Source organism: Gimesia sp. (assembly GCF_048262075.1).
Taxonomy (GTDB): Bacteria; Planctomycetota; Planctomycetia; order Planctomycetales; family Planctomycetaceae; genus Gimesia.
Map to the genome: position 1 here is coordinate 43701 of NZ_JBLXFK010000001.1, position 15579 is coordinate 59279.

10 protein-coding genes are annotated in these 15579 nt (G+C 50.0%); all 10 read right to left on the reverse strand.

The window, feature by feature from the left end; genetic code table 11:
- Positions 1-24 precede the first annotated feature (24 nt).
- The gene (locus ACN0YH_RS00205) at positions 25-1323 is read right to left on the reverse strand and encodes a DUF1501 domain-containing protein (RefSeq protein WP_417377538.1); all 1299 of its coding nucleotides are present in this window, start codon (positions 1321-1323) and stop codon (positions 25-27) included.
- Between the two features lie 95 nt (positions 1324-1418).
- A complete protein-coding gene (locus ACN0YH_RS00210) occupies positions 1419-4157 on the reverse strand; it encodes a DUF1549 domain-containing protein (protein WP_417377539.1) in 2739 nt (912 codons plus the stop codon).
- A gap of 50 nt (positions 4158-4207) precedes the next feature.
- Positions 4208-4891, reverse strand: coding sequence for a hypothetical protein (locus ACN0YH_RS00215; RefSeq protein WP_417377540.1), 684 nt, complete (start codon positions 4889-4891; stop codon positions 4208-4210).
- 4 nt (positions 4892-4895) lie between these two features.
- Entirely contained in the window at positions 4896-5456 is a 561-nt protein-coding gene (locus ACN0YH_RS00220; RefSeq protein ID WP_417377541.1) for a hypothetical protein, read from the reverse strand.
- Between the two features lie 41 nt (positions 5457-5497).
- On the reverse strand, positions 5498-6025 hold the full coding sequence (locus ACN0YH_RS00225) for an RNA polymerase sigma factor (RefSeq protein ID WP_417377542.1): 528 nt from the start codon (positions 6023-6025) through the stop codon (positions 5498-5500).
- 428 nt (positions 6026-6453) lie between these two features.
- Positions 6454-7212, reverse strand: a complete 759-nt coding sequence (locus ACN0YH_RS00230) for a hypothetical protein (RefSeq protein WP_417377543.1) — start codon at positions 7210-7212, stop codon at positions 6454-6456.
- 599 nt (positions 7213-7811) lie between these two features.
- Positions 7812-10010: a molybdopterin oxidoreductase family protein gene (locus ACN0YH_RS00235; RefSeq protein ID WP_417378203.1), complete on the reverse strand. Its 2199-nt coding sequence runs from the start codon at positions 10008-10010 to the stop codon at positions 7812-7814.
- 40 nt (positions 10011-10050) lie between these two features.
- Positions 10051-11796 carry a DmsC/YnfH family molybdoenzyme membrane anchor subunit gene (locus tag ACN0YH_RS00240; protein ID WP_417377544.1) on the reverse strand — a complete coding sequence of 582 codons (1746 nt, stop codon included), beginning with the start codon at positions 11794-11796 and terminating at the stop codon, positions 10051-10053.
- A 6-nt stretch (positions 11797-11802) separates the two neighbouring features.
- Positions 11803-12573: a ferredoxin reductase gene (locus ACN0YH_RS00245; RefSeq protein ID WP_417377545.1), complete on the reverse strand. Its 771-nt coding sequence runs from the start codon at positions 12571-12573 to the stop codon at positions 11803-11805.
- Positions 12574-12587: 14 nt separating this feature from the next.
- Complete coding sequence (nirB, locus tag ACN0YH_RS00250) at positions 12588-15548, reverse strand: nitrite reductase large subunit NirB (RefSeq protein ID WP_417377546.1); 2961 nt, start codon at positions 15546-15548, stop codon at positions 12588-12590.
- Between the last annotated feature and the right edge of the window lie 31 nt (positions 15549-15579).

Sequence of the window (15579 nt, forward strand, 5' to 3'; positions counted from 1 at the left end):
GGGAAGTGCCACAGTCAGTTTTTGTTAAGAGAATAACTTGTTGATCACAGCACCATCACGAACGATGGTAATCGGCCGTCCGGTGTTGGTGTGATATTCTTGAGTAAAATCGATGCCCAGGTTGTGGTAGAAAGAGGCAGCGACGTCATCGGGAGAGAATCCATCGCCTTCTGGTTCTGTTCCATTGGCGGTACTCTTACCAAGTACCTGTCCCCCCTTGACCTGTCCACCGGCCATCAGCATAAACATGCAGCGTGGGTAGTGATCACGACCGCCGCGCTGTGTATTGATTTTGGGAGTACGTCCGAATTCGCCGGTCACATAGACGGCGGTTGACTCCAATAGACCTTTTTCTGCCAACCCGTTGAACAGAGCAGACAGACCTTCATCCAACGGGGGCAGCAGACGGTTTTCCAGCGAATCCCAGTTATTGCGGTGGGTATCCCAGCCTCCCATGGAGACCGTCACGAACCGCACGCCTGATTCGACCAGTCGCGAAGCGAGCAAACAGCTCTGGCCAAAGCTGGATTCACCAAATGGTTTGACGAAGTTAGGTGATTCTTTCGAAACATCAAACGCATCCCGGGCTTTTTTCGATGTGATAATCGATTGTGCCTGCTGACCGAATCGATCGAGTCCTTCAATCAGTTGCGAGTTCTTTTCCAGGCTGCTGAATTTCTGGTCAATCTCCCGCAGCAGTGATTCACGGCGTTCGATATTTTCAACTGTCAGACCGGAACGGAGTGAGATCCCTCTTACGTTAAATGGTTGACCGGGGCGCGGTGTGGCGCCCGTGTTCAACGGTGCGTATTTGACTCCCAGGAATCCTGGTTTCTGGGTGGAATTTGGAATAGAAACATAAGGAGGCAAATAGTCCGGCCCCGGGTATTCTTTGGTAAAGACGGCTCCATAACCGGGATACTCCAGAGAAGGAAGAGGTCGGCTGCCTGTGTTGACATAAGATCGTCCCAATGCATGCGCGGCGACGGAGTGTGAAACTCCGCGGAGCAGAGCGAACTTATCCATGCAGGTGGCCAGTTTAGGCAGATGCTCGGAAATTTCGATGCCACTCACATTGGTTTTAACGGGCTTGAATTCCCCCCGATATTCACTCGACGATTCTGGTTTGAGGTCGAACGTATCCATGTGGGAAGGACCGCCGGAAAGTTCGATGAAGATTGCCGATTTGGCTTTTTCCGGTTTCGCCTGTCCGGCATCAACCATTCGCAGGTAAGAAGAGAGGGTCAAGCCAGTGAAACCGAGTGTACCGATTTTCAAAAAATCGCGGCGTTTCACTCCATCGCAGGTCATTGATGCGGCCATGAGAATTCCTTTCACATTGTGATGCCTGGTTTGTGAGTCAGGCGAAAGTTGTTTGGTGATACCGTTTATTGTCGCTGTTGTTTCAGTATTGAAGTTTAGTGGTTGAGCATAAATTCTTTTGTGTTAATCACTGCCCAGATCAGGTCATACAGACCATCAATTTTATTCTGTGAGTCACCCAGATATTTTCTGGCAGAAGCAATTTCTGCTTCGGTCGGATAGCGACTCAGGCTTCGCAAATACGTGCTGGTAATAATCTCTTCCGATTTCTCAGGGGAGATCGGTTCTTCAAATGTCTGCAGTCTGGCAGGAGCATTGCCGGCCTTGCTGGCCATCTGACGCGTTTTTCGCATCTGCTCATTCAGTTGCTTGAGTCGTTTTTGAGCTTGTTGGAGTTTCTTTTTATCATCCTGCTTTCTCAACTGGGCCACACGCTGTTTGGCGTTTTTGGCCTGTTCCTGAAGTTTCTCCAGGCGATCACCCATCTGTTCTTTCTGAGCATTGGGTTTCTGTACGGCACCCAGTTGCTGCCCGACCTGGAACAGCCAACTGCTGTTGGTACGATTGATGGCTGAGTACACGTCGTTATCATTTTTGATGTACATCGTCTGTAACAGGCTGGGGTCGACCGAACGATCACAGTCACAGTTATTTTCACGTGTTGATCGTCCAAAAATAGTCAACGCATACTGTTGATCCCGTAAAGCCCGGTTCCGGGTTCCCGAGGCAGCAATGGCGATGGCACGATCACTCAGGCTGTTTTTCATACTGTCGATGGCATCATCAGAAGCCGTGGCCTGATGAATTGCGTCATACAGCACTTCAGCTGGCAGACGGTGGGGAATGTAGTGGCTGAAGTTGACTTCATCCAGTTCGTTGGTTTTGTTGGTCTGCCAGCTGCGCTGATACGTATCACTATTGGCGATTTCACGATGCAACCACTTCATGTCAAAGTCACGTCGAATAAATTCGCGGGACAGATAGTCCAGCAGTGGTCCGTTGCTGGGAGGATTGGCCAGGTTCAAGTCGTCAGCGGGCTCGATAATTCCACGATTGAAGTAGGAAGCCCAGACGCGGTTCACGAAGGCTTTCGCAAAATAAGGATTGTCTTCTCGGCGTAACCATTCCATCAGAGCAGTACGGGGGTCAGCCAGCTCATTGATCTGGACCACTTCTGCTCCCAGGAGTTTGGCAGTATCCGGAGTCTGACCGTTGCGACCTCTTTTCTTCTTCTTGTTTTTATTGTTCTTATTCGCCGGTCGTGCCTTGGTGACGTAGACCTCCATGAAAGGCACGTTTTTACCTTTTTTGACCTCTTTATTTAACTCGCGGAGCAACTGGTTACCACGCAGCTTGTCGGCACCCAGTTCATTCACCATGGCAGTATATTCTGTCTTTGATTCCGGATTGACGCCAAAGTTCACCCGGGTAAAGAACCCGCGGAACTGTTTGAAATCGTTCTGTGTCCATTGATCAAACGGGTGTTTATGACATTGGGCACACTGAATGCGGATTCCCAGGAAGGTGTAGGCAAAGCCCAGCACGCGATCATCGGGGTTCCGCAGGTCACGACGTGCCCAGTAATAAGGCATGTGATCACGGTCGGTAATATCTGTCCCTGCTTTGTCATGGTAGATGTCATTGATGTTTTTCGTAAAATCTTCGAAGCTTTCTCCCTGTTCACGACTGGTTGCCAGCAGGATCCCTTCGGTGATTTTGTCATAGCCTACATTGTTGGCGACACGTTTTTTAATCCAGTCGTACCAGTCCTGGCTGGGACGCTCACGAACGGGAGAGACATTGACCAGGTCGTCATAGTTATTCTGAGTGAAGTCACACAGTTTGGTTGACCACCAGGCAGCATACCCGGGGGTTTCCAGCAACTCATCAATTTTCAGTGACCGCTTATCCGGTGATGTGTCTTTCAGAAACGCTTCGATCTCATGTGGTGCGGGGAGTGTGCCGGAAATGTCCAGGCTCACACGTCGCAGGAATTCCGCATCATCACATTTCTCTGCGGGAATCATCCCCAGCTTCTGCAACTTATTCACCACATGCTGGTCGATGTTCGTCGTTGCAGCGATTTCAGGGTATTGATCACCATACTGCTCGGAGACCGGCTGTAAAACCGGAACCGGAATCACGCCGGAATCGTAGAAGGCAACGACATGGGTGTCACCTGGTTTGGCGGCAGTGACGAGCCCTTCTTCGGTAATGGTTGCGATCTGTTCATTATTCGTCTGGAAGCGACAGAGGGGAGTCACATCTTCGCGGGTTCCATCAGACCAGACCGCGATTGCATTTAACGAAACAGTCTCCCCTTCTTTTTTGAACTGAATCGCATCGGGAGTGATAATCAGACGTTCAAATTTGGGGGCCGCTTTCGGGACACCATTGGCGCCCGCTTTGACCCAGCTCAACAGTAATCGATGCTGCCAGCTGTTTTTCTCGAAGCGTTTGCCCCCTTCGTGTTCAATTTCGTTTAAAGGTTTTTGAATGATCAGACTTTCAGTCGCGTTCTTCAGATCGACGCGTTCTGCCTCTTTATCCGTCAACTGCTGGTGATCCATGGTGAAGTCGTAGCCAAACAGTGAAAGGCGAAAATCGCCTTTACCCTGAAAGGAACCATGACAGGCACGACCATTACAGCCCAGCTTACCCAGTAGGGGGACAACGTGTTGTTGAAACTGAGGGACTTCTGTACTGGCTGGATCAGAGAATCGCTGATTGACCGGCTGTTTGACGTCGGCCTGGTCTGCTGCCTCGATCGTTGCGGACAACGAGATGACGGCCAGTAAGGAGAAGAAACAACTTGTCATGCGAATTGATTTCATATCACACCTTGCATTAGAGACGACGTAAAGTCTGTCAAAGAGTAATCCGTTTACTTTTGTTTTTTATTTGACTGGCCCGGTTTTTTGATACTGCGGTTGATTTTGGTCAACTCGGAATTGACGAGCTTGTCTTGGTTCTGTTCGATATCAGCGATGGACTTTTCCAGTTTCTGAACACGCTTTTCCGCCATGGCTTTTTCGTGCTTTAACAGTTCCAGTTGCAGGTCTATACGCTGTTTCAGCAGTGTTTTTAATTCGGATTGATCATCGCCGCTGCCCATGATCGAAACGCGGGCGGCCAGCAGTCGAATACGGGAATCGACCTCCCAGCGTTCCAGGGTCAGGCGGTAGCGATCACCGTCCCGTTTTTTGAAACGGTCCAGTTTGGTAAGCGTGGTGTCCAGGTCGCGGATGGCACGCTTGTATTCGCGTGGTTTGCGTTTTTTTAATCGTTGAATCAGATCCGCCAGTTCAGGGTGATGTGTGCGGGCGAATTCGAGCGCCAGCTTTTCCCGTTTTGCGCTGACAGCATTGGATGATTTCTGCTCTTTTTCAGAGCCGGCTTTGGGGGTGCCAGACTCTTTGGCTTTAGACGCGTCTCGAGAGACATTGACAGTTCCCGAACGGACTCCGTTTTGTGCAGAGACAGGCGCAGGCAGCAGCAGGCAGCCGCAACTGAGGAATAACAGCAGCAGGCATGAGTACGTATCAGATTTATCAGGGCTTGATGGCATGGATTCAGTTCACACTTTCATCCGGGAGAGCGACGGCTGTATAAAGCCAGTCTGGAATTTCGAGTGAATGGCTTTCCGCCAGTGTTGTCTGCTGATCCAGCGAATCGATGGATTCTGTCGCGGTATTTTGAGAGATCAGCTGATTCTCTTCTGCAGACTCGGACCAGAGGTTCAACAGGTGTTCCAGGTCTTCCTCGGAAGCATCGGTGAGAGTTGACTGTGAAACCAGTTCGGTTTCGGGAGCCTGGGGTTCAGGCAGCAGGGAAATCGCCAGGAACAGCATTACTGCAACAGAGCAACTGACCACGCCCCATTTAAGAGACCGGCTGGAAGCAACAGTCTGTACCTGGGGAGTGACTGTGGCGGGTACGGATTCAATGGAATGCAGGCCTGCCATTAACTGGGTTGCCTGTGCCAAAGCTTCACGTGCCAACTGGTTCTCTGCCAGCTGCGATTCAAACTGGAGAGAATCATCGGCGGAGAGTTCGTTCGTGATGTACTGGAACGCGATCCAGTTCAAATCACTGTCAGCAGGATTATCAGGTTCAGATTTTGTTGGATTCATAATCATGGTCTTGGCAAGTAGCGGTGATATTGAGATCCGAATTATTCAGAGGGATTATCAAGCCGACTTGAAAGTGATTTAATGGCGAGTCTCATTCGCGTCAGCACAGTTCCCAGAGGGATTTCCAGGTCCTGTGCTATTTCGTTAAACGTTTTATTTTCATAAATCCGGGCTTTCACCACCGCCTGTTGAGTCTCAGGCAAAAGATTCAGTGCCAGTCGGATCTGTTCAATCTTTTCATCATTCAGCAGCCGTTGATCTGGTGAATCAGTGGAGAAAAACGTCGTGGTCTGTCCCAATTGATTCAAAGATTTCCTGTGTATCTTATTCCGACGGATCTGTTCCATCGCTGCATGGTAGGCCACGCGAAACAACCAGCCCTTGCGGGTCTCTTCTTTCGAGGTGCCCCCTGATTCCAGGGCTTTAGAAAACGTCAGCTGCAATACTTCATCAACCAGATCGTGGTTGCGTAATAAACCCAGTAAAAAAGCGCGCAATTCGCCTGCATGGTCTTCAAATAATTGATGGACGAGCTCGGGGGCGAGTTTGCCATCGTTTCCGGTGGCCAATTTCTACTCCCGTTTGATAACAAAACCACGGCTTTTAGTAATACTGATGCACGAGCAGTCGGATTTATTTTCATCAAGTGGAAGGTTTATGAAAATAATCTGATAGTGGTGGAATTCGCGTAAGTCTTTATTTTGCAGGAGAATACAGATAATTCGGTATGTCCGCAGGCGGGAAATCCTCAATCAGAATATACTTCTGAGAGTTAAGATGCAAAATAATTACCGGTTTCGAGAGGCGTTTAAACGAGACTCTCCAGGCCAATGCCTATACGCAGGAATATATGTTCTGCTGCAATACTAGTGGAGTGTCATTTTTAAATTTTGGGTTGATAGATATCCCGAGAGTGCGACAACGGAGCACGTAAGTAATACCCCCAACCCTCAATTTCCAGCTTGACAAAGCACTAGTAAAAAGAGTTCAGGCAGATTCACTGCGCGTTCTGGAAAAAGATGGCGGGAACGATTGTTTCCGCAATTTCCGGATGGCTGTAATAGTTGGGAAACATATGTCCGGCCCCGATGCACTGCGAGACGTCGATATCATGGACCCGGTTGACGTCATCTCCCAGAGCTCTTCTGTCCAGATAAGTAAATCCAGTGCGGGCCAGGGCCCGGCGGGAGATCGGAGCGAGGATCGGGTAAAACAGCAGGATCCGATCTTTGTGGTTCCGTAAGTTGATCAGACAGTCGGTACAGTTGAGGCCACAACCATAACGTTCACCCGGGTTCAACCAGTTGTGATTGATCGCAGCGGCGGCAAATACGATCCTGAAATGACGACAGCGGCAACAGATGTGAATGCCACAATCCTGGAGTGAGACACCCTGCACACTGCCTCCTCCAATCAGATGCATGGCGGAAGCAACAGTACGTGCTCCATGACTGTGTCCCAGTAGACTGATCTGATGATGTTCAGGGAGTTGCGCGATCAGTCGCGTCAGGTAATGTCCATTGTATTCAGCACGTTTTCCCAGCATGTTGACATCCAGGGGGAGGATTTTGGTAGGAGTCTCATCGCTGGGCCAGGTGAAGAAGATCACATTCAACGGCATCTGTGGTGCGGCACTTCGCAACCAGAGATAGGTATTGTATGAATCGGTCAGTACGCTGTCCCATCCGACGAAGCTCCCATGAACCATGATGCAGATGGGCGCATTCGGGTCGATGGACTGGACTAAACTCTCCATAGACTGCTCGGTAACCCGTCCTTCTGAGCTGGAATGATACACATCAAACTCGCAGCACGGGCAACAGCATTTACTTTTCTGTATACAGCAACGGCTACTGACAACCCAGTAGTTAATGTCCGGTACACAACTGACACAGTCGGGTGTATTGAGACACTCTGCAGCAGGAGTATCACAAGCGGGAGCTGGAGGTACAGACTGTGCAAACCCTGGTGTGACAAACAACAGCAGGCAGCAGAAAGAAACGACTTTAAGCTGCATGAATTGAGATTGTAATAAATTCATTGGCCTGATTTATTGAATTCAACGGAAGAGTGTTGGGGGGCACCTTTTCTCACATGCAGCGCGCACTCCCTGTTCAGTCGTGCGATCAGCGCTTAGAACTCATATCGGTATTCTTCTGAACCGATAGGTTCAATTTAATACAATCTCCGGTTATGCTGATTGCTGTGAAGAATTGTTTTAAGAAAGCTGGAAACGCCAGCATTTTGTTAAAGCCGGGTTGAGGGGCGGTCTGGAAATGGAAGAGGCAGGATCAAAAGAGTGTGCTACACATGCTGTGATTGTTTCAGCAAGTACCCGAAATCAATGGGGGGAGGTCAGTTGGTACTCACTTTAACAGCGCAACACTTGTAAGAGGGTTGACTGGAATGCGGATCGAACACGGCATCTGTCAGTTGATTTGTCTCTTCATAGTGCATGGGGATGAAAAGCTGTCCCGGCTGGACCGATTGAGTAATAAAAGCCCGTGCTTTCAGCTGACCCCGCTGTGATTCCACCATGATCCAGTCATTAGGCTGAATGGAATGCGCGCGGGCATCCTGGGGATTGATCTCCACATAAATCCGTTCGGGGTACAGCTTGCGTAGCACATCCGAATTTCTGGTCCTGGTCTGAGTGTGCCACTGCGATGCTGTCCCTCGTCCTGTCAACAGGATGAAAGGATACTGATCGGTAGGTGGTTCCGGCATTCTGGAGGGTTCTGAAAAGATAAACCGCGCCCGCCCGTTCTCATGAAAATATTCACCATCCGTAAATAGTCGTCGTTGTGGCTCGGGCGGCTGTGTCTCTGTATCAGCGAAAGGCCATTGGATGCCCCCCTGCTCGTCGATCGCGGTGTAGTCTTCGATCCCGGAGAAATCACAGGGTTGCCCTTTTGATAACTGTTTCATCAGCTGAAACACATGCTCTGGGGATTTCCAGTTTGAAAACATTTCGCCACAGCCCCAGTACTGTGCAATCAGTTTAAAGATGGAAAAGTCAGACAAGGCCTGACCCGGAGCGCGTTTGACACGTTTCACCCGACCAATTCGCCGTTCCGCATTAATGAAGGTCCCCTCTTTTTCTCCCCAGCCTGCTGCCGGCAGAATGAGATCCGCAAATTTTGCTGTTTCTGTATCATGGTACATATCCTGAACCACCAGGAAGTCGAGACGGTCCAGAATGTCACGCACCTGTCCCTGGTTGATCCAGGAATGAGCCGGGTTCGTACAGATAACCCACAGACCTTTAATTTTACCGGCCAGAATTCCTTCGATGATTTTATGATAAGGCCAGCTGTTCTGATCGGGAATCTGATCCGTGGGAAGGGAAAGAGTACGGGCGACTTTGTCGCGGTGCTCGGCGTTCAGAAAATCATGTCCCCCCAATAAATTCGTAGTATTGCTGAATAAACGGGACCCCATTGCATTACACTGGCCCGTAATCGAGTTGGCTCCGGTCCCCGGCCGACCAATATTGCCGGTCATTAATGCCAGGTTGATCAGGGCCTGCGCGGTACGGACTCCCTGGTAGCTCTGGTTTACTCCCATTGTCCACCAGAAGGAAACCCGTTTGCCTGATTTAATCAGATCGGCAAACTTTTCAATCGCTGCCTGACTCAATCCGGTTTCTGTCATAACACGTTCCAGCGGATATGCGGAGACATAATCTGCAAACTCTTGAAATCCCTCGGTGTGTTCCTGAATGTATTTTTCGTCGATGGCTCCCTGCTCGATCAGAATACGAGCAATGCCGTAAAACAGCGGCATGTCTGATTTCGGATAAATCTGCAGATGCAGACCCGATTGCATCGCGGTTTCCGTTTTTCGAGGATCAACGGCGATGATTTCGGGAGAATGCGGATTGCGCATCACCCGTTCCCACATGATGGGATGCGCTATACAGGGATTCGCACCGACAAAGACCAGCACATCGGATTCCTCCAGGTCCTGGTAGGTGAATGGCGGGGAATCGAATCCAAAAGACTGTTTGTAAGCGGTAACTGCTGAGGCCATACACTGGCGGGTATTTCCGTCACCATGTTTCATGCCCATGCCAAACTTGGCCAGAGCTCCGAGGAAGGCCATTTCTTCAGTAACCATCTGGCCTGTGCTTAGAAAGGCAACCGAATCGGCTCCATGCTGTTGTTGGATACCTTTGAATTTGCGGGTAAACAGACTCAATGCGGTATCCCAGTCGACCGGTTCCCAGTGGTTGGGGGATTTCTTGACCAGGGGGCTGATGGCACGATTGGGTGATTCCAGCACGGATAATGCTTCCCAGCCTTTCGGGCAGGCCATTCCCAGATTGACCGGATACTCGGTCGTCGGGCTGACGCAGATTCCTTCTCCCTCTTTTAAATGGATATTCAGATTACATCCCGTGCCACAAAAACCACACACCATTTGAGTTGTCGAATCAGGCAGGTTTTTTTCGGGAATCTTTCCCAGGCCAAATCCACCGGGAGAAAGTAATAATTCTCTGGTAAGGTGCCCCTCTTTCTGGTGAATGAGGGAGCCTAAGTTTGAGGGATCCATTATAGACATCGGAACTGATTCCTATGCGATAAAAAGTTTGTCATCGTAATACACCTGGCATGCGGGGAGCGGCAACCGCAGAGAAGAACAGGTATCGTTCCAGCAGTTCGCCAGCGAGGTTGGCGACAAACAGGAAGGAAACGATGATGAGCAGGCTCAAGGTATGTAAAGGTTGAGTCTGATGATTTAATAAAAATGCAGGCATCAGAATTCCTCCCAGAATACCGCAGGCAAACCGTGCCAGCGTGATATTGGAAAGTTCCCCACTCATCAGCAGAGCAGATCGCTTGAGGGGGGAGTTCTGACGTCGCAGCAGGTAGCGGAAGATAGAAGCTTCGAATCCCAGTTTGCAGACCGCAGTAACGATTAAAGCTTTTGACAACAGGGGGGCTGCCTGGCCAACCAGTAATTTTGTTTCAGGAGAGCTTGAAAAAATCGCCAGTAAATAGAGTGTGAGCAGGGTCGAGGTTATTCCCAGTAGAACGGCAGTCAGTCCGAACTTGATCAGCGTGGATTCAAAACTCCAGAACTCCCGTTTTGTGAAAACATAAATCATGATCGAGCAGAAAATACCGATGAGTCCTGTTAAGCCGACCACTTGCTCGGCCAGTGGCTGCCAGGCTTTCAGAGCGGCAAATGATTCGCCTGAAAGCCAGGTCAACAGCGCATAGGCCATCGCGGTATTGGAAAAGACGCCAAACGCCAGGATTTCACGGCTCAACCAGGAATGCTTGAGTCCTAAGATTCCCCGGAAGGCATACTGTGGTCGTCCCAAATGCAGCGTGCTGGCACCAAGAGCGACTAAGCCAAAGAACAGAGCGAAGGTTGCTGACATGCGTTCCATGACAGCAGTTGTTTCGGCACTGAGAAAATATTCGAGTCCGAGACTGGTCAGAAAAGCGCCTACCGAAAGCTGGGTTAGCACCAGCATGATCACCAGTGGCATGTGGGCATGTTGCGGGCTGGCAGAATAGTAATCAGCGGGAATCGTATTGCGGGGGAACGGCTTTTTGGATTTATAAGTAGTCGTGGGATACGTATGTTGTGGATCCGGGGCAGCGGGCAGAAACTGATCAATTTCGGAATCGGCAATGACCTGTTCCTTATTCACGATGTTGATGGAAATTGCCTGGTGTGGGCATGCCTGCACACAAGCGGGGGCTTCTCCATCGGACAGACGCTGACTGCACATATCACATTTACGGACAATTCCTTTTTTACTGTGATATTTAGGCACATCATAAGGACAGGCCAGCGTGCAATACTGACAGCCGAAACATTGATCGTCCAGATGTCGCACGATGCCTGTGATGGGATCTTTTTCATAGGCGTTCACCGGACAGGCTTGCATGCACCCCGGGTCGAGGCAGTGATGACAGGCGGTGGTGACATGCTGATAGATCGGGTCCTGGTTTGTTCCACCGGTGAGCAACCCGACATCGCGCCAGGTCTCATTTTCATCCAGACCATTCAGAGAGTGACAGGCCGTCACGCAGGCTTTGCAGCCCGAACAGCGATCCAGATCCACGCCGAACGCATACTGCTCACCAGACTGAGGGGTTGCCGAGGGAATCAAATCCGCATAATAACGTGACTGTGCCGGCAGTTGGTCTGCATCATATTTCCTGGCAAACTGATCGATGGCTGTCAGTGTCTGCTGCTCTTTCAGCAGCAGTGAGATCAGATCGAATTCCTGTTCAGAGGAAGCGCCCCGCTGTGCTACAGAAGATCCAGTATCACTGGGATAAGACTGATTCAGATCAGGTCCGTCAACGTCGAAGTTCATGTGTCTCTATCTGGTTTTGTTTTTTTTATGAAATTGTTCACTGTGAATCAGTTCGTGTGGAACTCCCATCTCGAGAAGACGAAGTGTGAAATCCTGATTGAAATTCCGTGGGCCACATAAAAAGAATCGGGATAACTCAACCTGGGGAATCTTTGAGATCATGAAGTCAAAATTGAGATGTCCGCAGTACCCCAGCCAGTGAGGTACCGGCTGAGAAAGAGTCAGAAAGTAATGGAAGTCCGGCATTTCGGTGATCAGGTCCCGGGTTTCCTGATCAAAAATGATGTCCCGATGGGTGCGGGCACCGTAAAACAGATAACAGTTCCGGTTTATGTTAGTGGCGTGCAGATAGCGCACGATACTCATCATGGGGGTGATCCCAATCCCTGCACACAGGAGAACAATTGGTTCTGTATGTTGCGCAGGATCAAAATAAAACTGCCCTAACGGGCCTTTGAGCCGTACATGGCTGCCAACATGAATATGGTCAAAAAAATAATTCCCCACCTGTCCTGCGTGGTTACGTTTGATCGTTAAATCAATGCGTTCACTTTGATGGGGAGATGAACTGATGGAAAAACTGCGCCAGATATCCGATCCATGAATGTCGAGGCAGACTTTGACAAACATCCCGGGATGATGCGGGGGGATTAATCCCTGAGAGTTATCAAGTCGAAAAGTACAAACATCTTCCGCTTCCTGAATCACATTCGTGACCGGTAACGATATCAGTTGGTCTTTTTGTATTTTACTGTCTTGTTGATTGAATAGTATCATTCCAAAACCTGTGCTTAATGAGCGCCAGCACATTCCGTGTGATTGATGAGTTCGTCCAGTACACTGGAGTCCGGTAATTCCAGGTACACATTTTCCTGTTCATCCAGTTTAACCTTAAAGACACTGACTTCATATTCTGATTCACCACTCAGGCAGGAACCATTTTCCAGTGAAAACGTTTTCTTGTGTAACGGGCAGGCAACTTTAGGGATGCCCGCAGAATCGCCGATAATCCCCCGCGACAGAACCATCGCTTTCTTATGGGGGCACATCTGCTGGCAGGCATACCATTCGCCGCGGCTTGCGAAGTTGAAGACCGCGATTTGTGAATTGCCATATTTTACGGTCGAGCCCGACTCGGCAGGAAAGTCACTGACGGTTCCGACTTTAACCCACTCCCGTGGCGCGCTACTCTGCTCGGGCTTCTTCTCTGGTTGTTTGATGTCGTCAAACGCGACAAAATCAGGTGCCCAGTCGACAGGCCGTGTCTGTCCGCGTTGAGGAATCAGCTCGATCGAAGTCTCATGCTCATCCGTGTTGACAAACTGCTCGAACAGTCGTCGTTTCTCCGGATTGGTGACGACTTCTTTCCATTCACAATGGTAAGAATCCACCAGGGACTGCATCATGCTTTCCAGCTCATCACAGATTCCCAGCTTGTCTTCAATAACCACTTCCCGCAGATAATCAATGCCCCCTTCCAGCTTGTCCAGCCAGGTGGCAGTACGCGTTAATTTGTCTGCGGTCTGTATGTAAAACATCAGAAAGCGGTCCAGGTATTTGATGCAGGTTTCTTCATCAAGGTCAGAGGCGAACAAATCCGCATGTCGGGGTTTGGCACCACCATTCCCACAGATATACAGGTTATATCCATGTTCGGTCGCGATCAGTCCGAAGTCTTTACTCTGGGCTTCGGCACATTCCCGAACACAGCCAGAGACACCCCCTTTCAATTTATGAGGTGCCCGGATTCCCCGGTAGCGTTCTTCCAGTCGAATCGCAAAACCAACGGAATCTCCGATTCCATAGCGACACCAGGTGGTCCCCACACAACTCTTCACCGTTCGTAATGCTTTGCCGTAGGCGTGACCACTTTCAAAGCCGGCATCAATCAGCCTCTCCCAGATTTCCGGGAGTTGATGCACTTCCGCGCCAAATAAATCCACGCGCTGGCCCCCGGTGATTTTCGTGTAGAGCCCGTATTCTTTCCCGACCTCTCCCAGTACGATCAGTTTCTCCGGAGTGATTTCACCCCCCGGGACGCGAGGCACGATCGAATACAGTCCCCCTCGCTGCATGTTTGCCAGGAAACGATCATTCGTGTCCTGTAAGTTGGAGTGATCAATAATATGTTCATTCCACAAGCTGGCCAGGATAGAGGCAACAGTTGGTTTACAGACTTCGCAACCGTTTCCGGATCCACAATCTTCGATCACTGCAGAAAAAGTTTTGAGCTTTTTGATTTTGATGATGTCGAATAACTCGGTGCGCGAATAATCAAAGTGTTCACACAGCCGATTGCTGACCGTGATACCGGCCGCTTTCATTTCGGCTTTAAAGACATCCGTCACCAGAGGCAGGCAGCCTCCACAACCACCACCAGCCTTGGTGCAGGCTTTTATTTCATCAACCGAAGTTAAGTCTTGCTCTTTGATCGCGGTACAGATTTGACCTTTTGAAACATTATTGCAGGAGCAGATCTGTGCGTCGTCGGACATATCTTCGGCACTGCCACCCGGAATACCACCCCCTGCACCCACGATAAGTTCGTGTGGTTGGCAGGGAAGTAAATCACTGGATTTCGCCAGCATCGACAGGCTGCCATAATCCGACGCATCGCCAATCAGGATGCCACCCAGCAATCGGGTTCCTTCTTTATTGAAGACGAGCTTTTTGTAAACACCGTTAAAAGGATCTTCGAATGTCAGGCTTTTAGAAATATCCGGACCCGCTTCATAATCTCCAAAGCTCGCAACATCCACTCCCATCAATTTGAGTTTTGTAGAGAGATCACTGCCGGAAAATTCTGCTTCGCCATGGCATAAATGCGTCGCTGCGACTTCTGCCATCTGGTAACCGGGGGCAACCAGCCCGTAAACCATCCCGGAATGCAAAGCCACTTCGCCTACCGCGTAGATGTCTGGATCAGATGTCTGCAGCTTGTCATTGACGAGAATGCCACCCCGCTCGCCGACTTCCAGTTCACATTCGCGCGCCAGTTCATCTCGGGGACGAATCCCGGCGGAAACAATAATCATGTCAAGTTCCAGCTCTTCGCCATCCTGGAAACGGATGCCCGTGACGCTGGATTCTCCCAGAACGGAGTCTGTAGCTTTGTTCAAATGAACCTGGACCCCCAGTTCTTCGATTTTCTGTACGAGGACCTTCGAGCCTGCATCATCAATCTGGCGCGGCATCAGTCGGGGGGCAAATTCCAGAACATGTGTTTCCAGACCTAAATCGAGGGCGGCCTTTGCTGCTTCCAGTCCGAGTAAACCTCCACCGATCACGGCTGCTTTTTTTGAGTGTCTGGCGTACTCAATGATCTGTTCCAGGTCATTGATCGTCCGGTAAACAAAGACGCCGCGATTTTTAATTCCAGGTACATTCGGCACAAAGGGATACGAGCCAGTCGCGATGACCACTTTGTCGTAGGGGATTTCAATCCCTTTCTGCGAGCGAATCATTTTATGCTGGCGGTCGATACTGACAGCGCGATCTGCCAGATGCAGGTCGATATTATTATCTGAGTACCATTCCAGGCGGGCCAGCATCAGTTTTTCGGCGTCGTTGTGGGCAAAAAACTGCGTCAATCCAACCCGGTCGTAAGCAGCACGGGGCTCTTCACAGAAAGTGACGATTTTAAATTCGCGTGACTGGTCCTTCTCAATAAGTTGCTCGCACATTCGCAAGCCCACCATGCCGTTCCCAATCACGACTACATTTTTCTGTTTTTCAGAATTTTGCTGAATCACTTTTATCTCTACCTTGTCAATCAGAGGAGCG

Bases quoted from the DNA above. Each gene is read 5' to 3' on its own strand.
- ACN0YH_RS00235 (WP_417378203.1), bottom strand. From the start codon at position 10,010: ATGGATCCCTCAAACTTAGGCTCCCTCATTCACCAGAAAGAGGGGCAC.
- ACN0YH_RS00230 (WP_417377543.1), bottom strand. From the start codon at position 7,212: ATGGAGAGTTTAGTCCAGTCCATCGACCCGAATGCGCCCATCTGCATC.
- ACN0YH_RS00220 (WP_417377541.1), bottom strand. From the start codon at position 5,456: ATGAATCCAACAAAATCTGAACCTGATAATCCTGCTGACAGTGATTTG.
- ACN0YH_RS00205 (WP_417377538.1), bottom strand. From the start codon at position 1,323: ATGGCCGCATCAATGACCTGCGATGGAGTGAAACGCCGCGATTTTTTG.
- ACN0YH_RS00245 (WP_417377545.1), bottom strand. From the start codon at position 12,573: ATGATACTATTCAATCAACAAGACAGTAAAATACAAAAAGACCAACTG.
- ACN0YH_RS00240 (WP_417377544.1), bottom strand. From the start codon at position 11,796: ATGAACTTCGACGTTGACGGACCTGATCTGAATCAGTCTTATCCCAGT.
- ACN0YH_RS00210 (WP_417377539.1), bottom strand. From the start codon at position 4,157: ATGAAATCAATTCGCATGACAAGTTGTTTCTTCTCCTTACTGGCCGTC.
- ACN0YH_RS00215 (WP_417377540.1), bottom strand. From the start codon at position 4,891: ATGCCATCAAGCCCTGATAAATCTGATACGTACTCATGCCTGCTGCTG.